A 22,994-nucleotide genomic window follows, 5' to 3' on the forward strand; every position below is an offset into this window, starting at 1 on the left:
CCGCGCCTATACCGGCTCGTCAACGTCACAGGGGAGCGCCTCGCCCCCTGTGACCATATCGAACTGCAAGAGTTGCCGCGCCCGCACCGGCGCGAAGGACTGGCGGTGGTGGCGGCACGGCCCGAGGCCGATAAGCGCCGCGCTGTGCTCGGCGGTGCCATAGCCCATGTGGCGCTCAAAGCCATAGCCGGGAAAGGCCAGGCCCAAGCCGGCCATGAGGCGGTCCCGCGTCACCTTGGCGACGATGGACGCCGCGGCGATGGAGGCGATCAACCCGTCGCCGCCCACCACCATCTCCACGGAACAGCTCAGCGGCGGCCGGTCGTTGCCGTCCACGAACACCAGCGACGGCGCGCACGGCAGGCCGCGCACCGCACGGGCCAAGGCCCACAAGGTCGCCTGGCGGATGTTGTTGCGATCGATCCGGGCCGGCGGTGCCAGGGATACCGATACCTCGGCGGTGGCACAGATCTCCGCGAACAGGGCCTCGCGCTTGGCGCGGCTGAGCTTCTTGGAATCGTCCAGACCGACCGGCACCCGCTTCGGGTCCAAGACCACGGCGGCGGCCACCACCGGGCCGGCCAAGGGGCCGCGCCCGACTTCGTCCGCACCGGCCACCAGCATGGCGCCCGCGCGATAGGCGGCACGCTCCCGCTTGAAGTCCAGGCCCAAGGCGGAGGAACGCGCGGCCTTGGTCTTGGCAGTGGCCATAGGGCGAACCATGTCCTCACGATTCTCCCTGGCCGATGGTCGGCGGAAAATGGCGGGCCCGTCACCCGCTGGCAAGGTGCGAGGACCGCAGCATACGGTGGTACCGCGCCCTTTGCCATTCCTGGCTCATTCCACCGGTCGAGCACGCCCGGCGCGCGTGGTAGAGCTTGACGCGCCGCGATGCGCAGGGCGAGTGATCCGCCAACGAGGATCGCGGAAAAGTGCCGGCAGGCACATCTGCGATTGAACCTGCGGGCGGCGGCAGCATTGTCTGCGCGGGGCGGACCGTGCACCCGGGAGAGCGACATGCGTTTGGATGATTTCCGGGCCAGCAGCAATGTGGAGGACCGACGGGGCGGCGGCGGGGGCTTCCAGATGCCCGGCGGGCGCGGCGGCCTCGGCATCGGCACCATCATCATCGTCGGTCTGGTGGGCTGGGCCCTGGGCATCAATCCGGTGATGCTGCTCAGCGGCATCGAGGCGATTCAGGGGACCGGGACACAGACCAGCGCGCCGCAGAGCCACCCGGTGCCTGTCAACGACCCCGAGGGCAAGTTCGTGTCGCGCGTCCTGGCCCAGACCGAGGACGTCTGGACCAAGCTGTTTCGCGACCAGGGCAAGGATTATGTCGCCCCCACCCTGGTGCTGTTCTCCGGCCGCACCCAGTCCGGCTGCGGCGGTGCCGAGGCGGCCATGGGGCCGTTCTATTGCCCGGTGGATCAGAAGATCTATCTGGACCTCTCGTTCTTCAATGACATGAAGACGCGGTTCAAGGCCCCCGGCGACTTCGCCGCCGCTTATGTGATCGCCCACGAGGTGGGCCATCATGTGCAGAATGTCATCGGCATCCTGCCCAAGCTCCAGGCCGCCCAGCGCAGCGTCACCACCAAGCGCGAGGCCAATGGGATTTCCGTGCGCACGGAACTGATGGCCGATTGCCTTGCAGGGGTCTGGGCCTACCACGCCAACGAGATGTTCCGCACCCTGGAACCGGGCGACGTGGAGGAGGCCCTCAATGCCGCCTCGGCCATCGGCGATGACCGGTTGCAGCGGCAATCCCAGGGCACGGTCGTCCCGGACAGCTTCACCCATGGCTCGTCGCAGAACCGGGTGAAATGGTTCACCAAGGGGCTGAAGACCGGCGACATGAAGCAGTGCAACACATTGCAGGGATCACTCTGATGGCTGGCATTGATCCGGAACGGGCGTTCGTGGCCCTCAAGATTGCGGTCCTGACCATCTCCGACACCCGCGCGCTGGAGGATGATCGCTCCGGCAGCCTGTTGGCGGAGCGCCTGACCACCGCCGGTCATCACCTGGCCGACCGCCAGATCGTCACCGACGATGTGGCGGACATCCGCGCCGTATTGAAGGCCTGGATCGCCGACCCGCAGATCGATGTGGTCCTGACCACCGGCGGCACCGGCTTCACCGGCCGCGACGTGACGCCTGAGGCGATCGAGCCTTTGTTCGAGAAGCGCATGGAGGGCTTCTCCACGGTGTTTCACATGATCTCGTTCGGCAAGATCGGCACCTCGACCCTGCAAAGCCGGGCGACGGCGGGGGTGGCCAATGCCACCTATATCTTCTGCCTGCCCGGCTCCCCCGGTGCCTGCCGCGACGGCTGGGACGAGATTCTGGTGAACCAGCTGGACGTGCGCTACCGCCCCTGCAATTTCGTCGAAATCCTGCCGCGGCTCGACGAGCATCTCAAGCGCGCCAAGGCCAAGGGCGCCACCGTCTGAGCGACGCCGCGAGCGATCAGATTGAATCAACCTGCTCGGGGCGTGCTCTCGAACGCGCGCTCGCCTTGCGACGCGGCGGCGACGCGCCGGGGGGCGGCGGCACGACGCGTGGCGGCGGCGCCGGGCGGGACAGCGTTCCCACATACATCAGCGCCGCGGGCACGAAGGCATTCAACACCTGAAGGATGTTGAGCGGCCACAGGCCGATGTAGTCGCGCAGATAGGCCTGGAGCGAGCCCATCAGAATCAGGTGGAAGATGACGCCGCCTGCCACCACGAACGCCAGCGCGTGCTTGGCGATTCCGGCCCGGGTCACCGCCACGAACAGCGCCCAGAGGCTGAGCGGCAAGAAGACAAGGCATGCGGTGACAAGACCGGGATTGTAGCGCCCCTCGCCCACCGCCGCCCCGATGTGCACCAGGGCATTGACCAGCGGGATCGCAAAAACGCTCAAGCCGATCGCCGGCCAGCGCCTGGCCAGCAAAGCCGAAAGCAGCCCCGCCCCCCACACTGCGCCCACATTCGCCGTGGTGATGAATGACAGCGGAACCGGACAGGAAATGGGGTCTCGGTAGCCCAGGGCGGCGCACATGGCACCCCTAAAGGCATAAGGCACGCCGCGCAGGTCGATGCCATGCTCTTCGAATGCATGCAGTAGACAGGCCGCCAGCCCCAGCCACACCAGCCAGGGCAGATCCAGCCAGCGAGAGATGCTGCGATTCGCTTGCAATCCGTCGGTACAGAACAGCACCAGCAGGAGAATCCCCGCGGCACCGATCCCGATCCACGGCCAGATGATTGCGAACACAGGCATGGGCAGACACTAGCCCACCGCCGCCGGTGGTCAAACGGCCAAAGCCGCCTTGGGGCAGATGGATGTGCATGGCCCTAAGTTGGTGAGCCGGCACCGAGATCCCCGCTGCCGCATGTTCGATCGAACCGGCATCGCATCTGGCGCTTTGGCGACGGGAGGCGTACGACGACCGTCAGGGACGACCCCGGCGATCGGTTTATCAGGTCTGATTTGTGCGCCTCCGGTGCGCTCATGGCGAGGGCGCCATTGAATCCGGGGGCCGCCTTCGCTATAGGGGCCATCGACGATACCGATGGGGCCACCCGGCCGCACCCTTCGCCGTGGCCGCCGTTTTCGCCCAAGCGAACCGGATGCGCCCGCGGCGCTTGTGCAATCAAAGAGGCGTACTGATGTCTTCGACGTTCGATACCGTGGCCAACATCATCGCCGAGACCTGCGACATTCCGCGGGACACGATCACCTCGGAAAGCCATGCCATCGACGACCTCGGCATCGACAGCCTGGATTTCCTGGATATTGCTTTCGCCATCGACAAGGCCTTCGGGATCAAGCTGCCGCTCGAGCAGTGGACCCAGGAAGTGAACGACGGCAAGGCCACCACCGAGCAGTATTTCGTGCTCAAGAACCTCTGCGCCCGGATCGACGAACTGGTCGCTGCAAAGACCGCGTGAGGTCGGACGGAGCGTATGCGCCCTGAAGTTTTCAAGATGGTGGACCGGGTCGTCGCAATCGATCCCGGTCTTGAGACCATTCAATGCGAGGGACTGGTCCCGCAGGAGAGCTCCATCTTCGAGGGGCACTTTCCCGGCCATCCCATCATGCCTGGGGTTCTGCTCATCGAAGCGATGGCCCAGACCACCGGCTGGCTGATTCTCGCCCGCAACCGATTCGAGAAGATGCCCTTCCTGGCCACCGTCAAGGAAGCCAAGCTCCGCACCTTCGTGGTGCCGGGACAGATGCTGGATCTGCATTCGCGCATCCTGCATGAGGGCTCCGGCTTCGTGGTGGCGCAGACCAAGGCGCTGATCGAAGGCAAGCCCGTGTGCAATGCCGAACTGGTGTTCCGCGTCCTGCCCTGGCCCGAGGGCCGCATGAAGGACGTGGTGCTCAAGGTGGCTGAACGGGTGGAATTTCCGGTGGCGGGCTTCGTCGATGCGTGAGCGCAAGCGCGACGTCTGGATTACCGGCATTGGCCTGGTCTCCTCCCTGGGTGAAGGGCTCGAGGCCCATTGGGCTGCGCTGGACGCCGGCGCTCCGCCGGTCACCGATGCGGAAACCTTTGCTCCCTACGTGGTGCACCCGCTGGTCAAGGTGAATTACGACCAGCAGATCCCCAAGAAGGGGGATCAGCGGCAGATGGAGGCGTGGCAGCGCATCGGCACCTATGCCGCCGGGCTGGCGCTGGAATCGGCCGGCGTGGCGAAGAATGCCGAAATCCTCGCCCGCACCGACATGATTGTCGCGGCGGGCGGCGGCGAACGGGATTTCCTCGCGGATGCGGCGATCCTGAACGACCTTCTGGAGACCAACGACTGGGGCCGCTCGCTGAACGAACGGCTGCTGTCGGACCTGCGGCCTACCCTGTCGCTGGCCCAATTGTCGAACCTGCTCGCCGGCAACATCTCCATCGTCCATGGCGTCACCGGCTCCTCGCGCACCTTCATGGGCGAAGAGAGCGCCGGGGTGGATGCCACACGCATCGCCTTCTCGCGCATTGCGGCCGGACAGAGCGAGATCGGCCTGGTGGGCGGGGCCTACAATGCCGAGCGCGAGGACATGCTGCTCCTGTACGCGCTGAACGATCTGTGCATGACGGGCAGCTTCCGCCCGGTGCTCGGTGCCGAAGTGGCGCCCGGCATTCCCTCGGGCTCCATGGGCGCCTTCCTGGTGCTTGAGTCGCCCGAGCATGCCACCGCCCGCGGCGCCAAGCCCATTGCAAAGCTCTCCGGGGTCTGGTCGGAGCGGGCCAAGCGGGACGAGGCTGGCAGCGTGGCGGAGAAGGTCCGCAGCCTGATCGCCACCGCCGGCACCGGCCCGACCACCGCGCTCTATTCCGGCGCCACCGGTGCCTCCGGTGCCACCCAAGCCGAGGGCGAAGCCCTTAGTGATGCAGGCGTTCCGGTGCGCGTGGTCGCCAACCGCATCGGCCATGGCTTCGAAGCGCAGTTCACCGCGTTGCTGGGCCTCGCGGCCCTGAGCATCGCACGGGGCGCGGCCATTCCGGCCTCCCCCGCGCTGCCCCTGGAGGCCCCCCACGCGGGTGCCCTGGAGCGGGTGATCGTGACCTCCGTTGGCCATTGGCGCGGCGAAGGCGCGGGCCTGGTGGAGAAAGTCGACTGAGAACGGCCGACTGGGCATTTGCCTGCGGCGCCCCCGTGCAAAACCACGCGGACGCATTAGGTTAAGCGCAGCGGCGACAGACCGGGCGGGGTCTGCGCAAATTTAGGAACCCTTGGCGACCCTGGCTTTGCTCGAGAAACGGCAAAGCCAGACGTGGTTTCGACCACGCTCGGCCGCTGTGCCCGGTCCGCCCGGGCTTGCTCAGATGAGGAGGCGCCCGTGGCGCAAATCCACAACGACAAGTTCGGCCGTCCCATTGTGGTGGTCACCGGCATCGGCATCGTCACCTCGCTCGGCCAGGGCAAGGAAGACAATTGGGCCAAGCTCACCGCGGGCGAATCCGGCATCCATCGCATCACCCGCTTCCCCATCGAGGGCATGCGGACCACCATTGCGGGCACGGTCGACTTCCTGTTCGACGAGCGGGTCGCTGCGCCCAACCTGTCGCAGAAGCTGGCCACGCTCGCCGCCGAGGAAGCCATTTCGGAAGCCGGCATCGGCTCCAAGGGTGATTTCCCCGGCCCGCTGTTCGCCGCCGTGCCGCCGGTGGAAATCGAGTGGCCGGAGCGGCGCCAGCTGGCAGGCGAAATCAGCCGCCGCCCCCTGGTCTATCACGACCTGCTGGACGCGGCCGCCACCGGCAAGTTCCGGCCCTGGCACGAGCGTTTCCTGTTCGGCTCGGTGGCGGACGCCTTGGCGGACCGCTTCGGGACGCGGGGCCAGCCCATTTCCCTGTCCACCGCCTGCGCGTCGGGCGCCACCGCCATTCAGTTGGGCGTCGAGGCCATCCGGCGCGGCGAGTGCGATGCGGCGCTGGCGCTGGGCACCGATGGCTCGGTGCATCCCGAGGCGCTGATCCGCTTCTCGCTGCTCTCGGCGCTCACCACCGCCAACGACAATCCCGCCGAGGCCTCCCGGCCCTTCGCCAAGAATCGCGACGGCTTCGTCATGGCCGAGGGCGCCGCGGCTTTGGTGCTGGAGAGCCTGGAGCATGCCACGGCGCGCGGCGCCAAGATCCTGGGCGTTCTGGAAGGCGCCGGCGAGATGGCCGACAATTTCCACCGCACCCGGTCCAGCCCCGATGCCAAGCCGATCATCGGCTGCATCAAGCGCGCGCTGGAAGACGCTGGCGTCACGGCTGAGGACGTGGACTATATCAACGCCCACGGCACCTCGACCCCCGAGAATGACCGCATGGAGCATGTGGGGCTGGCCGCCGTGTTCGGCGACCATCTCAAGAACGTGCCGATCTCGTCCAACAAATCCATGATCGGCCACACGCTGACGGCGGCGGGCGCCATCGAGGCGGCGGTCTCGCTGCTGACCATCCGCAACAGCCGCATTCCGCCGACCATCAACTACCATGTGCCTGATCCGGCCATTCCGCTCGATGTGGTGCCCAACGTCGCCCGTGACGCCACCGTCCATCGGGTGATCTCGTCGTCGTTCGGCTTCGGCGGACAGAATGTGTGCCTCGTGGTCGCCGGGGAGCCCGCGTGACCACCGGCGCGCGGCAGAAGGTCCTGGTGACCGGCGGCGGGCGCGGGCTCGGCGCCGCCATCGTGCGCGCCCTGGCGGGCGCCGGCTTTGCCGTGGACTTCACCTATCGCAGTGCCGAGGCGGAAGCCCAGGCGCTGATGGCGGAGATTCGCAGCGAGATCCCCGATGCGGCGCTGAGCGCCCGTGCGGTGGATCTGGCGGACCGGGCCGCCGTGGACGCGCTGGCGGAAGAGCTGGAAGCGGGCGAGACCTATTTCGGCTTCTGCCACAATGCCGGTGCCTCCTACGATACGCTCGCCGCCATGGTGGACCAGGACAAGGCCGAGGCGGTGATGCAGGTCAATCACTTCGCGTTCGTGCGCATCGCCCGCGCCTTGGTGCGGCCCATGACCCGCGCCAAGGCGGGCCGGATCGTCGCCATCGGCTCGGTGGCCGCGGTGCAGGCCAACCCCGGCAATGTGGCCTATGCCGCCTCCAAGGCGGCGCTGCTGGCTCATGTGCGCGGCCTGGCGGTGGAGAGCGCCCGGCGCGGCGTCACGGTGAACTACGTCGCCCCCGGCTTCATCGACACCGCCATGCTGGCCAAGTTCGCCGATCATCGCGCGCGCCTGGAAGGCCAGATCCCCGCCGGGCGCTTCGCCCAGCCGGACGACGTGGCGCAGGTTGCCGCCTTTCTCTTCTCGCCCGGCGCGGGCTATATCACCGGCGCCATGATCCCGGTGGACGGCGGCCTCTCCGCCGCGCTCGCCGCTCATCGCTGATTTGTCAGGACCATTATGCGCGCCCTTCAGCTCGTCTCCGACCGCACCCTCCAGATCGTCGACATGCCCGAGCCCGACGCCCCCGGCGCCGGCGAAGTGCAGGTGCGCGTCAAGGCCCTGGCGCTGAACCATATCGACGTATGGGGCTGGCGCGGCATGGCGTTCGCCAAGCGCAAGATGCCCCTCGTGGTGGGCGCGGAAGCCGCCGGCGAGATCATCGCGCTGGGCGCCGACGTGCGCGGCCTGAAGGTGGGCCAGACGGTGGCCATGTATGGCGCCCTGACCTGCGGCCACTGCGCCCAGTGCCTGAAGGGCCGCGACAATCTGTGCGAGAAGGTGGGCGGCGTGCTCGGCTTCCACGTGGATGGCTTTGCCCGCGACATCATCAACATGCCCGAGCGGCTGGTGATCCCCGCCCCCGAGGGTGTGTCGTTCGAGGACGCCGGCTGCGCTGGCATCACCTTCTCCACCGTCGAGCACATGCTGTTCGACAATGCCAAGCTGGAGAAGGGCGAGACCGTTCTGGTGCATGCGGGCGGATCGGGCATCGGCTCGGCCGCCATTCGCCTGGCCAAGGATGTGGGCGCCACCGTCATCACCACCGTGGGCGACGACGAGAAGATGGCCAAGGCCCTGGCGCTCGGCGCCGACCATGTCATCAACTACAAGGTGGACCGGTTCGAGCACGAAGTGCGCAAGATCACCAAGAAGGTGGGCGTGGACGTGGTGTTCGAGCATGTGGGCGTCGACACCTGGCAGGGCTCGCTGCTGTCCATGAAGCCCGGCGGTCGGCTGGTGACCTGCGGCTCCACCTCCGGGGTCAGCACCACCATGAATCTGATGCAGTTGTTCCAGCGCCAGTACAAGATCTTCGGATCGTTCGGCGCCACCATCCGCAACGTGGCGGACGGCCTGGAGAAGATGGGCCGTGGCGTCAAGCCGGTGATCGACACCGTGGTGCCGCTGGAGCAGTACAACGAGGGCCTGGAGCGGCTGGAAAGCCGCAAGGTGTTCGGCAAGATCGTCGTGAAGTTCTGAACGGCATCCAGGGCCAGGGGAGAGAGCGCGTGCTCACCGCCAAGCGGGCGTGGCGCCGGTTTACCCGGGCATCACAGCCGGCGTTCGAGAGCTTCGTCGCCGGCTATGTCCGGTTCTCGATCTGGTGGATGCGGCTCTATCCCGTCTCCTGGTCGTCCAACATCATCGGCACTCTGGGCCGCTGGTTCGGCCCCTGGTTCGTGGTCAGCAAGGTCGCCCGTGCCAACCTGCGCGCCGCCTTCCCGGAGAAGCGTTCGGCGGAGATCGAGCGCATCCTCGCGGGGGTGTGGGAGAATCTCGGTCGGGTGACCGGCGAATTCGCCGTGCTGGACCGCATCTGGGATTATGACCCCGCCAACCCCGGCCAGGGACGTATCGAAGTGGTGGGCGGTGAAATCATGGCGCGGCTGCGCGATGACGGCCGCCCGGCCCTGTTCTTCACGGCCCATACCGGCAATTGGGAACTCAACGCCATCACCGGCGAGAAGCTGGGCGTGTCTGGCGGGGTGCTCTATCGCGCGCCCAACAATCGCAAGGCCGCCGATCTGATCGAGCGCATGCGGGCGCAGACCATGCCGGGCCTGATTCGCGCCGGCCGCTCCGCTGGCCGCCAGATGGTGCGGATGCTGGAGGACGGCGAGCATCTGGGCATGCTGGTGGACCAGCATTGGGGACAAGGCGTCACCGTCACCTTCTTCGGGCGGCCGGCGGCGACCAATCCGACGCTGTCGCGCCTCGCCCGGCAGTTTGATTGTCCCGTCCATGGCATGCGCGTCATCCGCCTGCCCAAGGGCCGGTTCCGCATCGAGATCACCGAGGAACTCCACCTGCCCCGCGATGCCGAAGGCAAGATCGACGTGCAGGGCGGCATGCAGGCCGTCACATCGGTGATCGAAGACTGGGTGCGGGAATATCCCGAGCAATGGCTCTGGCTGCACCGCCGCTGGCGATGAGCGGAGCGCAAGCCCTCGACCGTCCGGAGGTCACATTCATCCTCTTGTCGCGCAGGCGCGCTAAAACATATCCATATTGAAGCCAATTGCACTCGATTTGGAACGATACTCAGTTGCCTTCACGGCAGGTGCCGCTGATTATAGCAGCAGAGCAACGTTCCCATCATGCGACTTCAAACTCATGCGATGCTCGAACTGTCAGTGTATTTGACGCATACATACTCGTGTCATGCGATAAACATGCCATCGCATGTATGGACGTCCTTATCCTAAAAGGGCCCGAGAGTTATGCAGATCGTCCTGGTCGATGCCAGCCGCGTTACCCTCAAATTGATGACCAAAATGCTCAATGACAATGGGCATCACGTCTCCGCGTTCGCTGACGGCAACGAGGCCTTTGCGCACCTTCATGGCGGCGCGGACATCGATGTGCTGATGACCAGCTTCGAGATTCCCGGCATTTCCGGCCTGCAATTGTGCTGGGAAGCCCGGCTGATCGCCAATGCGGGGCGTCCCCTCTATGTGATCGCCATGTCGTCGAATACCGACATCGCCCACCTGGTCGAATCGCTGGATTCGGGAGCGGACGATTTCGTCTCCAAGCCGCCCGCCCTTCCCGAGCTCTATGCCCGCCTGCGCGCCGCTGAGCGCATGAACCAGGCCCAGCGCGAACTGGTGCGGCTGGCCACCCGCGACTTCCTGACCAATCTGTTCAACCGCCGCGCGTTCTTCTCCCAGGCGGAGGAACTCATCCGCAACCGCACGCCCGCGTCCGTGCTGCTGCTCGACATCGACTATTTCAAGCGCGTGAACGACACTTACGGCCACGATGGCGGCGACCTCGCGCTGCTGGCGGTGGCCCAGCTGATGGCACCCCATGCCGCCCACGCCGCCCGTATCGGCGGGGAGGAGTTCGCCATTCTGCTATCGGGCGTCTCCGAGGCGGATGCCTATGAGGAAGCCGAGCGGCTGCGCTGGGAATTCTCCAACATGTCCATCGCACTCCCGGGCGAGAAGTTCCTCAACATCACCATCTCCATCGGCGTGTCCGAGCGGAGCATGGACGACAATGTGGACGAATGGATGAAGCGCGCGGACATGGCGCTCTATGCCGCCAAGGCCGGTGGACGCAACCGGGTCGTCATGGCTGAAGAGATCGATTCGCTCGATGCGCCCAGCCTTGGCATCTCCCGCGGCGGCGGCGGACGGGCCTTGCGTGCGCCGCCTCCGCCGGCGTAAACGCCCGCTGGCGCGGACCTTACGGGCAAAGCCCCTTGCCCCAGCCCCCCCGATCCGATAAAGCCGCGCTTTCCTTTTCCGGGGATGTGTGAAATGGGGCAGCGGCCGGTGGCCGTCATCATGGGCAGCCAGTCCGATTGGGACACGATGCACCATGCTGTCGAGACTCTTGAAGCCCTTGGTGTCGGCTGTGACGCCCGCATCGTCTCGGCCCACCGCACGCCGGACCGCATGGTGGCGTTCGCCAAGGGCGCCCGCGCGGAGGGCTTCAAGGTGATCATCGCCGGGGCCGGCGGTGCGGCGCACCTGCCTGGCATGGTGGCGGCTCTCACCTCGCTCCCGGTTCTCGGCGTCCCCGTCGAATCCCACGCCTTGCGCGGCGTGGACAGCCTCCATTCCATCGTCCAGATGCCGGCGGGCATTCCCGTCGGCACCCTCGCCATCGGCAAGGCGGGGGCCATCAATGCGGCGCTTCTGGCGGCCGCCGTGCTCGCTCTGTCCGACCCCGCTCTGGCGGACCGGCTGGATGCGTGGCGGGCGGCGCGCACGGACGCGGTGGCGGAGCGCCCATCCTGACCATGCTCATCCCCGGTTCGACCATCGGCATCCTCGGCGGCGGGCAGCTGGGGCGCATGATCGCTCTGTCTGCGGCCCAGCTTGGCCTGAAGACCTTCATCCTGTGCCCGGACAAGGACAGCCCGGCCTTTCAGGTCAGCGACGGCCATATCTGCGCCGCCTATGACGATGCCGAAGCGCTGGACCGCTTTGCCGCGCAGGTGGACGTGGTCACCTACGAATTCGAGAATGTGCCTTTGGCCACCGCCGAGCGCCTTGCCGCGCGGGTGCCGCTGCGCCCCGGCGCCAAGGCCCTGGCCATCACCCAGGACCGGCTGCTGGAAAAGACCTTCGTCCGCGATCTAGGCATCGGCACCGCGCCGTTTGCCGCCGTGGATGATTTCGAAGGGCTGCAAGCGGCCGTGGCGGTCATCGGCCTGCCGGCGGTGCTGAAGACCCGCCGTTTCGGCTATGATGGCAAGGGGCAGGTGACCATCCGCAGCGGCGACGACCTGCTGGCCGCCTGGCACGCCATCGGCCGCCAGCCGGCGATCCTGGAGGGCTTCATCGCCTTCCAGCGCGAGGTGTCGGTGGTGGGCGCGCGGCGTGCGGACGATGCCTTCGCCGCCTATGACGTGACCGAGAACGTGCACCGCGAGCACATTCTCCATCTGTCCAAGGTGCCCGCCACCTTGCAGCCGGACGCCGCGCGCGACGCCAAGAGCATCGCCTGCCGCATCGCCTCGGCGCTGGATTATGTGGGCGTGATGGCGGTGGAATTGTTCGTGGGCAGCGCGGGCGGGCGGGATACCGTCATCGTCAACGAGATCGCGCCGCGGGTGCACAATTCCGGCCATTGGACCATGGACGGCGCGGTCACCTCGCAGTTCGAGCAGCATGTGCGCGCCATTGCCGGCTGGCCATTGGGCGATCCGCGCCGGCTCGGCCGGGCCGAGATGACCAACCTCATCGGCGAGGATGCGGAGCAATGGCTGCCGCTGCTGGCGGAGCCGGGCGCGCATCTGCATCTTTATGGCAAGGACGAAGCCCGCGCCGGCCGCAAGATGGGCCATGTGAACCGCCTCTGGCTTGAGGATTGAGGCTGTGCACGTCCCGGTGAAGCCGGGAGCGCCATAAGCGGGCGCTGGGACCTGCCCTCGCCGCCCGCGCACCCGCATTGCTGGAGTTCGGCCCCATGTCCCGCTCCGAACGCCTCCTGGACCTGCTCCAGACCTTGCGCCGGCATCGTCGGCCGGTGACGGGCGCGGCCCTGGCCGAGCAGATGGGCATCAGCCTGCGCACGCTCTATCGCGACATTGCCTCGCTGCAGGCGCAGGGCGCGCGCGTCGAAGGGGAGCCCGGCGTGGGCTATGTGCTGCGCCCCGGCTTCCTGCTGCCGCCGCTGATGTTCTCGGTGGAGGAGATCGAGGCCCTGGCCCTGGGTACGCTGTGGGTGGCCGAGCGCGCCGATGGGTCTCTGAGCCTTGCCGCGCGCAATGCCCTGGCCAAGGTCGCGGCGGTGCTGCCGCCGCATCTGCGCGACGATCTGGAAACCTCCGCATTGCTGGTGGCGCCTGGCCCGCCGATCCCATCTGATGGGGTGGACGAGGCACGGATCCGCGAGGCCATCCGCACCGAGCGCAAGGCGGTCATCGGCTATTGCGATCAGGCGGGCCAGCCCTCTACGCGCACCATCTGGCCGTTCGGCCTCGGCTATTGGGACCATGTGCGGGTGGTCATCGCCTGGTGCGAGCTGCGCCAGGATTTCCGCAACTTCCGCACCGACCGCATCGGCGATCTGGCGTTGACCACCGAGCGCTATCCCCGCCGCCGCCGCGCCCTGCTGAAGGCATGGCGGGAGACGAAGATGAAACGGACTGCGGACCGCAGCACTGCTGCCAGAAACTGACAGGGGGACGCGTTAGGACGGCTGCGTCTTTCCTCAACGGAGCGCAGCCATGCCCAAGCCCGGCCTGACCATTTTGTATGTCGACAACCCGCCCGCCAGTGCGGCCCTGTACGAGCGCCTGCTCGGCTGCGCGTCGGTGGAGGTGTCTGCCACCTTCGCCATGTTCGCCTTCCCCTCCGGCGTGCGCCTCGGCCTGTGGGCGCGCCCGGCGGTGGTGCCGGCGGCCACCGCCGCGGGCTGTGGCGGCGAGTTGGCCTTCACCGTCGACAGCGCGGAACAGGTGGATGCCACCTGCCAGGCGTGGCGGGCGCTCGGCCTGCCGATTCTCCAGGAGCCGGCGCAGGTGGACTTCGGCCACACCTTCGTGGCGCTCGACCCGGATGGCCACCGGCTGCGGGCTGTGTGCCCCTTCGGCTAAGGCAGATCAGAAAAAGGGGCACGATCGTGGCAAAATGCGGTCGCGCCCCTTGCCCTGTCACTGCGGAATACTAGCATGGCAGCCGTCATTGATCGGCGGCGCCAACCTCCGATCAAAACGATTTAACCGGCCGCAAAGGCCGGATCTGCATTCGTTGGAGGAAGCCCATGTCCCTGCTGTCCCGCGGCCTTGTGGCCGCGCTCGCGCTTGCGTCCGCCTGCGGCCTTGCCCCGCTGCCGGGCCTCTCCGCCGGCCCCGCCGCCGCCCAGACCAAGCTGAAATGGGCCCATGTCTATGAGCCCGCCGAGCCGTTCCACACCGCCTCCGTCTGGGCCGCCGGCGAAATCGCCAAGCGCACCAACGGGCGCTACCAGATCGATGTCTATCCCTCCTCGCAGCTCGGCAAGGAAAGCGACATCAACCAGGGCCTGACCCTGGGCACCGTGGACATGATCATTTCCGGCTCCAGCTTCGCCGGCAAAGCCTATCCGCCCATCGGCGTGACCTATTATCCCTACACCTTCCGCGATGCCCAGCACCTCCTGGCCTATGCCAAGAGCGACGTCTTCAAGGACCTCGCCAAGGGCTATGAGGACAAGACCGGCAACCATATCGTCGCCGTGACCTACTACGGCGTGCGCCAGAGCACCTCGAACAAGCCGTTCAAGACCTGCGCCGAAATGAAGGGCCTGAAGATCCGCGTGCCGGATGCGCCGGCCTATCTGGCCATGCCCAAGGCCTGCGGCGCCAATATCGCCCCCATCGCCTTCGCCGAGGTCTATCTGGCGCTCCAGAACGGCACCGTGGATGCCCAGGAAAATCCGCTGACCACCATCGAGGCAAAGAAGTTCTACGAGGTGCAGAAGAACATCATCCTCACCGGCCACATCGTCGACCATCTCAACACGGTGCTGTCGCCTTCGCTGTGGGCCAAGCTCTCGCCGGAAGACCGCAAGATCTTCACCGAGGTGGCGCAGGAAGCCGCCGCCAAGGCCAGCGCCGAAGTGGCCGCGCGGGAGAAGGAACTCATCGCGCTGTTCAAGGACAAGGGCCTGACCATCATCGAGGTCAATACCGACGACTTCCGCGACACGGTGATGAAGAACATCACCTTCGAGAGCTTCGGCTATCGCAAGGCCGACTGGGACCGCATCCAGGCGCTCAAGAGCACCATGTGAGGCGGGGGCGGTCCGCCGGCCCCCGCGGCCGGGATCGCCCATCATGGCCGTGGCTGCTGCCGACGTCCCGCGACCGCCCGCCTCCGTCGGCGGATCGCGGGGCGGTCGACGCAGGCCTTCCCTTTCCGATGATGTCCCGGAGTGCCGATGACCGCCGAGGTCCATACCCGCATAACCGGCGAAGAACTCGCCGAAACCTTCGACCAGGAGGTCCCCGTGGACCTCTCCCCCTATGCCGCCGAGGACTGGGTTACGCTTGTCCTGTTCTGGGTGATGGCGGGGCTGGTGTTCCTGCAATTCTTCACCCGCTACGTGCTGAACGACAGCTACAGCTGGACCGAGGAACTGGCCAGCTACACCCTGGTGGCGGTGGTGTTCCTGGGCTCGGCCATGTGCGTGCGGCTGTCGCGCCATATCCAGGTGGATCTGATCTATCGCTTCCTGCCGCCCGCCGTCGGGCGCGTCGCCGCCACGGTTGTGGACGGGGTGCAGGTGGCCTTCTTCGCTTACGCCTGCTGGCTCATGTGGCGCTACATCTCCCTCGTCGGCGACGAGCCCATGGTGATGGTGCAGGCCTCCAAGGGCATCCTCTATTGGGCGGTGTTCGCCGCCTTCGTGCTGATGCTGCTGCGCTCGGTGCAGGTGGCGATCGCCAATCTGCGGCGCGGCTACAGCCCGCTGGAACGCCCCGAAGCGTTCGACGGCACGGAGGCCTGAGCCATGTGGATTCTCATCGGCGGCTTTCTCGGCCTCATGATCTGCGGCGTGCCGGTGGCCATTTCCATGGCCGGCGCCTCGCTGCTCTACATCATCGTCTCCGGCACGGTGCCGGACGTGGTCATGGCCCAGCGCATGATCGCCGGGGTGGAGAGCTTCCCGCTGCTGGCGGTGCCATTCTTCATCCTGGCCGGCAACCTCATGAACATCGCCGGCGTGACCGGGCGCATCTATGCCTTCGCCGTGGCCCTGGTGGGCTGGATGCGCGGCGGACTGGGGCATGTGAACATTGTCGGCTCGGTGGTGTTCTCCGGCATGTCCGGCACCGCCATCGCCGATGCGGCCGGCCTCGGCACCATCGAGATCAAGGCCATGAAGGACCATGGCTATTCCACCGAGTTCGCGGTGGGCGTCACCGCCGCCTCCGCCACCTTGGGGCCGATCATCCCGCCATCCTTGCCGTTCGTGATCTACGGCATGCTGGCCAATGTCTCCATCGGCGCGCTGTTTCTCGGCGGGGTCATTCCCGGCGTGGTGATGACGCTGATGATGATGGCCACGGTGGCCTTCTTCGCCCATCGCAACGGCTGGGGGAGTGACGCCAAATTCTCCTGGCGCAAGCTGGGCGGGGCCGGCATCGAAGTGGGCGTGGTGGCGCTGTTTCCCGTCGCCGTCTACGTCATGGTGGAACTGGGCCTGTCCCTCAATGCCGCGGTGCTGATCGCGCTGGCGGTGCTGCTGGCGGCAGACTGGTATTTCGACTTTTCCGCCGTCATGGCGCTGATGGCGCCGGTGATCCTGATCGGCGGCATGACCTTGGGCTGGTTCACGCCCACGGAAGCGGCCGTCGCGGCGGTGCTGTGGTCGCTGTTCCTGGGGCTGGTGCGCTATCGCTCCATGACCATGCGGGCGCTGGCCAAGGCGACGTTCGACACCATCGAGACCACTGCCTCGGTGCTGTTCATCGTCACCGCCGCCTCCATCTTCGCCTGGCTGCTCACCGCCAGTCAGGCGGCGCAGGCGCTCTCGGACGCGATCTTGAGCTTCACCCAGAACAAGTGGGTGTTCCTGGCCCTGGCCAACCTCTTGATCCTGTTCGTGGGCTGCTTCATCGACACCATCGCTGCCATCACCATCCTGGTGCCGATCCTGCTGCCCATCGTGCTGAAGCTGGGCATCGACCCGATCCACTTCGGCCTGGTGATGACCCTGAACCTGATGATCGGGCTGCTGCATCCGCCCTTGGGCATGGTGCTGTTCGTGCTGGCGCGGGTGGCCAAGCTGTCGGTGGAGCGCACCACCATGGCCATCCTGCCCTGGCTGGTGCCCCTGATGCTGGCCCTGCTGGCCATCACCTACATCCCCGAACTCACCCTGTGGCTGCCGCGCATGGCGGGCCTCGGCCGATAGCCGGTTCAGACGGGCGAATGATGCGGAATTGACTGCATCATTCGCCCTTCATCACCAGACGGCCCTCCTGGGCCTTGTAGAAGAACTGGCTCGCCACCAGCCAGCCCTTCAGCGGCCGCAGCGGTGGGATGCAGGTGGCCAGCAGCAGCGGCAGCGTGGTGACCAGATGCACCCAATAGGGCGCCTGAAATGCCACTTCCAGCCAGATGGCGAACAGGATCGACGGCAGGCAACCGAAGGTGATGACGAAGAAGGCCGGCCCGTCGGCGGGATCGGCGAAGCTGAAGTCCAGCCCGCACACCTCGCAGGACGGCGCCAAGGTGAGAAAGCCGTTGAACAGATGCCCCTCGCCGCAGCGGGGGCAGCGGCCGCGCACGCCGGTCTCAAGGGGGGACAGCCGGGGATAGGAGATTGTCATAACAGCCCATCGCTTATTGTTGCGTTATTGAATGCATACGTAGCCCAATATTGATCGGATTCAATGTGGGCCGATGTCGCATCGCCCGCTCTCGCGCCCGCAGCTCCCGCCGGGCCGGGCTTGCCTGTGCGCACCTGCCGGCTAGGTTGGACGTCATGAGTCGCCCCCCGGCAGATCCCACCCGCATGAGACTGCTGGCCATCAGCGACCTGCACCTGAGCAGCCCGTCCAATTTCGCGGCCCTCGCCGCGCTTCCGGCCGCTCCCGACGACTGGCTCATCCTGGCCGGCGACGTGGCCGAGCATCCGGACAAGGTGCGCCAGGCCTTCGAGATGCTGAGTGCGCGGTTCGCGCGGTTGATCTGGGTGCCCGGCAACCATGAATTGTGGACCGTCTCCGCCGGCGGCGGCGGCGAGGCCAAGTATCGGCTGCTGGTGGATCTGGCGCGGGAGTGCGGCGTCCTCACCCCGGAAGACCCCTACCCGCTGTGGCCGGGGCCGGGCGGGCCGTGCGTCCTGGTGCCCATGTTCCTGCTCTATGACTACAGCTTCCGCCCCGCCCATGTCGCCCTGGAGGACGTGCTGGACTGGGCGCGGGAAGAGCGCGCGGTCTGCGCCGACGAGATGCTGCTCAGCCCCGCCCCTTTTGCCTCGCGCATTGCCTGGTGCCACGCGCGCTGCGCCTTGACCCAGGCGCGCCTGGAGGCGCTCGACCCCAGCGTTGAGACCATCCTGATCAATCACTATCCGCTGCGGGCGGATCTGGTGCGCATCCCGCGCATTCCGCGCTTTACCCCCTGGTGCGGCACCACGCTGACCGAGGACTGGCACCGACGCTATCGCGCCCGCGCCGTGGTCAGCGGCCATCTCCACGTCCGCCGCACGGATTGGCGCGACGGGGTGCGGTTCGAGGAGGTGTCGCTGGGCTATCCCCGGCAGTGGGATCCCCAGCGCGGCATCGCCCCCTATCTGCGGGAGATTCTCCCGGGCCCCTCGGATTGAGCGCACCGCGCCAGCAGCTCCGCCACCGGCATTGCGGCGGCGTCCACCATCACCGCGGCCGGCTGCGGATGGCGCACGGCCAGGGCCAGCGCATGGGTTCGGATCGGGCGCAGGCGTTCGAGCCGCCAGATGGCGGGATCGTCTGGACAGGCGTCGGAGAACTGGATCGACAGCGGCGCCAACGCGATGGCGAAGCTGTCCAGGGGCAGGGAGAGCCCCTGCCCCACCGCCTTGATATAAGCTTCCTTGAGCGTCCAGAGCGCGAACAGCGCCTCCGGCCGCTGCGCCGGCGACAGCCCCCGGACATAGGCCACCTCCGCCGGAGCGAAGGTGGCGGCGGCCAGATCCAGCGACAGGCGCGAGGGATCCACCGCCTCCACATCGATGCCCACGTCGCGCCGCTCCGTCACCGCCACCGCCACCAGCCCGCGACTGTGCGAGAGGTTGAACCGCAGGAGGGGATCGTCGAACGCGCGCGCAATCTCGGGGCGGCCATGGGCGGTCGGTGCAAAGCGCCACGCCTGCGGGGCACGGGGCGCGTGGGCCGACAACATGCCCCGCGTGAGGGCATGGGCCGCGATATAGGCCTCCCGGTCGGCGGCGAAATGGAACCGCGCGGACCGTGCCCGTTCACCGTCATCCAGGCACGCCGTGAGGACGGGCCAAGCGTCCGGCGGGATCTGCGCCGGCACCAGCCAGCGCACCGAGACCGTATCCGGCGGGAGGGGGGTAACGGCGGCAGGCGCGGGGGCGGGATCAGGCACGCCGGACTCTAGCCCGCCCCGCGCACCGTCGGCAAATTCCGCAGCCATGGCCGCTCAACCACCCCGCGCGCCCCATTCCGCCGGGGCGCTGCCGAGCGGACCGGCCGGACGCGACCAGCGCAGCGCCGTCCCGGAAACGGTGAGCGGCGGCACCAGGCGCTGGGCTGGCCCCCACACAGTCTGCTCCAGTTCGGGCGATCGATCGTCGGGGGTCTCCGGCGCCAGTGCCGGCCCCGGAGCTGCGGTTCCAGCCCCGACGAGAAGCTCCGCCACCCGCGCCAAAGAGGTCCTGGCCGTACCGCCCGCGCCGGTCGTCAGGCGTTGGGTCAGTCCCCGCACGGCGGCGGTGGCGAGGATGTAACCTGCGGCATGGTCGAGGGCCTGCACCGGCAACGGGGTGGGACGGTCGCGCCCGAGCAGTTCCATGCCGGCCTGCGCGATGCCCGTGCTCATCTGCACCAGGCTATCGAAGCCGCGACGCCGGTTCCACGGGCCGCTCCAGCCATAGGCATCCAGGCACACCTCCACCAAAGCGGGATTGAGCGCGCGACGGCGCGCGGCGGAAAACCCCAGCCGCTCCAGGGCATCGGAGCGGTAGCCGTGGACGATCACGTCCGCTTGCGCGAGCAGCCCTTCCAGCACCGCCAGCGCGCCGGCATCCTTCAAATCCAGCCGGGCGCAGCGCTTGCCCGGCGTCACCTCGGGCGCCAGCGAGGGCTCGTCCCAGTCGAGCGGATCGATGCGGAGCACATCCGCGCCGAACCCGGCCAGAAACCGCGTGGCCACCGGCCCGGCCAGGATCCGGGTCAGGTCCAGGACCCGGACACCGGACAAGGGACGGTCCGCGGGCACCCGCCAATCGGGGCGCCCTGCGGCCTCACCCGCGCTCAACGCCAGCAAGGGTTCGGCGGCGACGGCCAGCCCTTGCGGATGCACGGCCCACTGCGCCCTGGAGCGCATGGCCGCGGCGCATCCCCCCGCAGCCACCACCGCCGCTTCGAGCGTATCGGCACGCCACAGCGCCACCGCCGCCGCGACCGCAGCCTTGTCCGCCGCCGTGCCCAGGACGCTGAGCGCCGCTGCCCGATGGTGAGGCGCGTTGGTATGCAGCCGGATCCAGCCGTCGGCCGTGGCATAGTCGCCGGCAATGGCATCCCAGGCGGGCGGGAGATCCCACCCCATGGGCCGGATGGACATGGAAAACCACAGGGACGCCAGGCGCCGATCCACCCGCACCTGCGGCACCGCACCGCCCGCCGTCGCCACCAGTTCGGCCACGGCCGCGCCCGCCGCAGCGACGGAGGCCGCCGCGAGGTCGGTGACCGCGAACACCGATGGCAGGGCACCGCTGCCATGGGCCTCCACCGCGGCAAGCTGCGCCGGCGCGCCGCCGGCAGCGGCCCAGATGGATCCCAAGAGCTCCGAGAACACCGACGGCTCTGACATGGGCCTGCTCTCCCTTGGCCTGCACGCCAGAAAATGGTGCATGCCGTGATTGCGCTTATTCGCGGTTGTGCGCCCCGGAGAATGGACCGGACGGCTCTCCGACGCGGCGCGATGCTCTGCCGTGCCTAGGCCCACCGGACGGCACACGCAAAGGCCAAAACGCATCTTCACATGGGCAGTATCACGAAATTGTGAACAGCTGCGCGCGGGATGACGCCCCGCGGCTGTCGGCGTTTTGCGTTGCAGTGTCAGCCTGTTGGCGTTTGCGCGCCGCGGCGCGGCCACTGGCGCGGGGCCGATGAAGGGCTAACCGCGCAAGCTTCGCACAAGCTAGAATTCGCCCACTAAGCCATGGGTCAAGCGAGGAACCATGGATCAGGTCCGTGGTAGCCGGCGGGCAGCCCGGACCTGCGGGGGTCTGAAGGACGCGGAGACTTAACAGCCATGTCGGTAGCACCAGTCACGCCGGTCGAGAGCGTCAACCTTCAGAGCTTGACCCGTCAGAGCCGGGAAGCTGCGGAAGCCATGGCCGCTGCCATTATGGCCGGCGACATGGCCGCAGCCCAGCGGTACCTGATGATCGTGCAGGACGTGCAGGCCGTAACCGGCATTCGGGCCGCTGCCGCCACCGAGGTGACCGGCGGGGGCGAGCGCCGCACCGGCCTCGGCGCCTTGATCGCCGCCGTGCAGGCCGGTGACATGGATCGCGCCCGTTCCGTGGTCGGCGGCAAGACCAAGGATGGCAAAGACGATACCCGTCCCGCCTTGGCCCCGGCCCATGATGCCATTGCCGCTCCGAAGGTGGTGGATGCCTCCAATGCCGGAACCGTGCTGATCGACCTCTCCGCCCGTCTCAACGCCGAGACGTCCGGTGCGCGCAGCGCGGTCGAGATCGCAGCGGACAATCGCAATGCATCCGGTGTGTCTGATTCGCCGGAAGCGCCTGTGCATTACACCGACAATGGCCAGAAGGCCCCCGGCCCAGGCGAGGAAGAGAACGGCAACACCCGCTTCACGGGCGAGGCCATTCGCTCGCGCGAAGAGGTCCTGCACAGCTACAGCCAGAATCTGGCGATCTGAACCGCCGGGGCGGCGCAACCCACGCGCAACCCCGACGCCATAGCCTCATCGCTCAAGCGCGCCCGGTGGGCTCGCCGTGACTCGCCTCCTGATACCGGGTGCCGCATGACCATCAGTCTTGGATCCACCTACGCGACATATTCCTATATGGCGAAGAACTCTGAAAAGGTTCTCGCCCAGGAGGCCGCCGATCCGATCAATGCGCGCGAGACCGCCTATTACAAAGCGAACATCGAGAAGGTGAAAACCGTCGATGATTTCGTGAATAACTACCAGCTGTTCAACTATGCCATGAAGGCCTACGGACTCTCCGACATGGCCTATGCCAAGGCCTATATGAAGAAGGTCTTGAACAGCGACGTGAACAGCTCAACCAGCTTCGTGAACAAGCTGTCTGATGACAAGTTCAAGTCGTTCGCCAAGCAGTTCGCCTATTTGAAGAACGGCACGCTGCCCTACTCCACTGACATCACCACGGTGGTGAACAAATTTACCCAGCAGACGATGGAAGAGAATGCCGGCGCGGATGACCAGGGCGTCCAGCTGGCGCTCTATTTCAAGCGCAACGCCTCAACCACCACCTCCGCCTATAGCCTGCTGGGCGACGCGGCATTGTGGCAGGTGATGAAGACCGTCTATGGCTTCCCGGACGAGATGGCCAATGCCGACATCGCGACGCAGAAGAAGGCGGTGGACGCCAAGTTCAACGTGAAGGACCTCCAGGATCCCGAAAAGGTCGACAAGCTCCTGAAGCGGTTCACGGTCATGTGGGATGTGCAGAACAACACCTCCAGCGATCCGGTGCTGCAATTGTTCGACACCAGCAACAGCTACGTCTCCACTGGCGTCAGCTCGAGCCTGCTGGACCTGAAGTATGGCGGCTGAGCCGCCGCTGTCCGGCTCTGCCTGAGATCGTTTCCCGGGCACATTGTTTTGTCCTGCCGCAAGGCGGCGGGCGCGTCGTCGGACCACTGTTGCTGCAACGCGGTATCGTGCC

Annotated in this window: 25 protein-coding genes; 20 read left to right on the forward strand and 5 right to left on the reverse strand. The window is 67.0% G+C overall.

Going from position 1 to position 22,994, the window contains the following annotated elements; genetic code table 11:
- Positions 1-6: 6 nt before the first annotated feature.
- Positions 7-711: a ribonuclease HII gene (locus tag AAG816_RS05650; RefSeq protein ID WP_341988688.1), complete on the reverse strand. Its 705-nt coding sequence runs from the start codon at positions 709-711 to the stop codon at positions 7-9.
- Between the two features lie 306 nt (positions 712-1,017).
- On the opposite strand from AAG816_RS05650, the gene AAG816_RS05655 reads away from it, so the two are divergent.
- Together AAG816_RS05655 and moaB are read left to right on the forward strand one after the other, a co-directional pair.
- Positions 1,018-1,893, forward strand: a complete 876-nt coding sequence (locus AAG816_RS05655; RefSeq protein ID WP_341988567.1) for a neutral zinc metallopeptidase — start codon at positions 1,018-1,020, stop codon at positions 1,891-1,893.
- Positions 1,893-2,456, forward strand: a complete 564-nt coding sequence (gene moaB / locus AAG816_RS05660) for a molybdenum cofactor biosynthesis protein B (RefSeq protein WP_341988568.1) — start codon at positions 1,893-1,895, stop codon at positions 2,454-2,456. The genes AAG816_RS05655 and moaB overlap by 1 nt, the downstream gene beginning before the upstream one ends.
- 16 nt (positions 2,457-2,472) lie before the next feature.
- On the opposite strand, the gene AAG816_RS05665 is transcribed toward moaB, so the two are convergent.
- A complete protein-coding gene (locus AAG816_RS05665) occupies positions 2,473-3,264 on the reverse strand; it encodes an HXXEE domain-containing protein (protein ID WP_341988569.1) in 792 nt (263 codons plus the stop codon).
- Between the two features lie 395 nt (positions 3,265-3,659).
- On the opposite strand from AAG816_RS05665, the gene AAG816_RS05670 reads away from it, so the two are divergent.
- From AAG816_RS05670 to AAG816_RS05740, 15 genes are all read left to right on the forward strand, one after another.
- On the forward strand, positions 3,660-3,941 hold the full coding sequence (locus AAG816_RS05670) for an acyl carrier protein (RefSeq protein ID WP_341988570.1): 282 nt from the start codon (positions 3,660-3,662) through the stop codon (positions 3,939-3,941).
- 15 nt (positions 3,942-3,956) lie between these two features.
- A complete protein-coding gene (locus AAG816_RS05675) occupies positions 3,957-4,430 on the forward strand; it encodes a 3-hydroxyacyl-ACP dehydratase FabZ family protein (protein ID WP_341988571.1) in 474 nt (157 codons plus the stop codon).
- On the forward strand, positions 4,423-5,610 hold the full coding sequence (locus AAG816_RS05680; RefSeq protein ID WP_341988573.1) for a beta-ketoacyl-ACP synthase: 1,188 nt from the start codon (positions 4,423-4,425) through the stop codon (positions 5,608-5,610). The genes AAG816_RS05675 and AAG816_RS05680 overlap by 8 nt, the downstream gene beginning before the upstream one ends.
- 219 nt (positions 5,611-5,829) lie before the next feature.
- The gene (locus tag AAG816_RS05685) at positions 5,830-7,110 is read left to right on the forward strand and encodes a beta-ketoacyl-ACP synthase (RefSeq protein ID WP_341988574.1); all 1,281 of its coding nucleotides are present in this window, start codon (positions 5,830-5,832) and stop codon (positions 7,108-7,110) included.
- Positions 7,107-7,871, forward strand: a complete 765-nt coding sequence (locus tag AAG816_RS05690) for an SDR family NAD(P)-dependent oxidoreductase (RefSeq protein WP_341988575.1) — start codon at positions 7,107-7,109, stop codon at positions 7,869-7,871. The genes AAG816_RS05685 and AAG816_RS05690 overlap by 4 nt, the downstream gene beginning before the upstream one ends.
- 15 nt (positions 7,872-7,886) lie before the next feature.
- Positions 7,887-8,909, forward strand: a complete 1,023-nt coding sequence (locus tag AAG816_RS05695) for a zinc-binding dehydrogenase (RefSeq protein WP_341988576.1) — start codon at positions 7,887-7,889, stop codon at positions 8,907-8,909.
- Between the two features lie 29 nt (positions 8,910-8,938).
- Entirely contained in the window at positions 8,939-9,862 is a 924-nt protein-coding gene (locus tag AAG816_RS05700; RefSeq protein ID WP_341988577.1) for a lipid A biosynthesis lauroyl acyltransferase, read from the forward strand.
- 288 nt (positions 9,863-10,150) lie between these two features.
- Positions 10,151-11,101: a diguanylate cyclase gene (locus AAG816_RS05705; RefSeq protein ID WP_341988578.1), complete on the forward strand. Its 951-nt coding sequence runs from the start codon at positions 10,151-10,153 to the stop codon at positions 11,099-11,101.
- 93 nt (positions 11,102-11,194) lie between these two features.
- Entirely contained in the window at positions 11,195-11,677 is a 483-nt protein-coding gene (purE, locus tag AAG816_RS05710; protein ID WP_341988579.1) for a 5-(carboxyamino)imidazole ribonucleotide mutase, read from the forward strand.
- 2 nt (positions 11,678-11,679) lie between these two features.
- Entirely contained in the window at positions 11,680-12,756 is a 1,077-nt protein-coding gene (locus AAG816_RS05715) for a 5-(carboxyamino)imidazole ribonucleotide synthase (RefSeq protein ID WP_341988581.1), read from the forward strand.
- A gap of 95 nt (positions 12,757-12,851) precedes the next feature.
- Positions 12,852-13,565 carry a YafY family protein gene (locus tag AAG816_RS05720; protein WP_341988583.1) on the forward strand — a complete coding sequence of 238 codons (714 nt, stop codon included), beginning with the start codon at positions 12,852-12,854 and terminating at the stop codon, positions 13,563-13,565.
- Between the two features lie 49 nt (positions 13,566-13,614).
- The gene (locus tag AAG816_RS05725; RefSeq protein WP_341988584.1) at positions 13,615-13,983 is read left to right on the forward strand and encodes a VOC family protein; all 369 of its coding nucleotides are present in this window, start codon (positions 13,615-13,617) and stop codon (positions 13,981-13,983) included.
- A gap of 167 nt (positions 13,984-14,150) precedes the next feature.
- Positions 14,151-15,161: a sialic acid TRAP transporter substrate-binding protein SiaP gene (locus AAG816_RS05730; protein ID WP_341988585.1), complete on the forward strand. Its 1,011-nt coding sequence runs from the start codon at positions 14,151-14,153 to the stop codon at positions 15,159-15,161.
- Positions 15,162-15,308: 147 nt separating this feature from the next.
- Complete coding sequence (locus tag AAG816_RS05735) at positions 15,309-15,878, forward strand: TRAP transporter small permease (RefSeq protein WP_341988586.1); 570 nt, start codon at positions 15,309-15,311, stop codon at positions 15,876-15,878.
- Positions 15,879-15,881: 3 nt separating this feature from the next.
- On the forward strand, positions 15,882-17,288 hold the full coding sequence (locus AAG816_RS05740) for a TRAP transporter large permease (protein ID WP_341988587.1): 1,407 nt from the start codon (positions 15,882-15,884) through the stop codon (positions 17,286-17,288).
- Positions 17,289-17,325: 37 nt separating this feature from the next.
- On the opposite strand, the gene AAG816_RS05745 is transcribed toward AAG816_RS05740, so the two are convergent.
- Positions 17,326-17,706, reverse strand: a complete 381-nt coding sequence (locus tag AAG816_RS05745) for a DUF983 domain-containing protein (RefSeq protein WP_341988588.1) — start codon at positions 17,704-17,706, stop codon at positions 17,326-17,328.
- Between the two features lie 155 nt (positions 17,707-17,861).
- Here AAG816_RS05745 and AAG816_RS05750 point away from each other — a divergent pair, with 155 nt between their 5' ends.
- Positions 17,862-18,707 carry a metallophosphoesterase gene (locus AAG816_RS05750; RefSeq protein ID WP_341988589.1) on the forward strand — a complete coding sequence of 282 codons (846 nt, stop codon included), beginning with the start codon at positions 17,862-17,864 and terminating at the stop codon, positions 18,705-18,707.
- On the opposite strand, the gene AAG816_RS05755 is transcribed toward AAG816_RS05750, so the two are convergent.
- Together AAG816_RS05755 and AAG816_RS05760 are read right to left on the reverse strand one after the other, a co-directional pair.
- Positions 18,671-19,519: a 4'-phosphopantetheinyl transferase superfamily protein gene (locus tag AAG816_RS05755; protein ID WP_341988590.1), complete on the reverse strand. Its 849-nt coding sequence runs from the start codon at positions 19,517-19,519 to the stop codon at positions 18,671-18,673. The two genes, AAG816_RS05750 and AAG816_RS05755, sit on opposite strands and share 37 nt — an antisense overlap.
- Positions 19,520-19,525: 6 nt before the next feature.
- Positions 19,526-20,917, reverse strand: a complete 1,392-nt coding sequence (locus AAG816_RS05760) for a CoA transferase (RefSeq protein ID WP_341988591.1) — start codon at positions 20,915-20,917, stop codon at positions 19,526-19,528.
- 444 nt (positions 20,918-21,361) lie between these two features.
- Here AAG816_RS05760 and AAG816_RS05765 point away from each other — a divergent pair, with 444 nt between their 5' ends.
- Both AAG816_RS05765 and AAG816_RS05770 read left to right on the forward strand, forming a co-directional pair.
- A complete protein-coding gene (locus AAG816_RS05765; RefSeq protein ID WP_341988592.1) occupies positions 21,362-21,997 on the forward strand; it encodes a hypothetical protein in 636 nt (211 codons plus the stop codon).
- A 105-nt stretch (positions 21,998-22,102) separates the two neighbouring features.
- Positions 22,103-22,882, forward strand: a complete 780-nt coding sequence (locus tag AAG816_RS05770; protein ID WP_341988593.1) for a DUF1217 domain-containing protein — start codon at positions 22,103-22,105, stop codon at positions 22,880-22,882.
- Positions 22,883-22,994: the final 112 nt, after the last annotated feature.

It is taken from the genome of Azorhizobium sp. AG788, from assembly GCF_943371865.1.
In the GTDB taxonomy this organism is placed as follows: domain Bacteria; phylum Pseudomonadota; class Alphaproteobacteria; order Rhizobiales; family Xanthobacteraceae; genus Azorhizobium.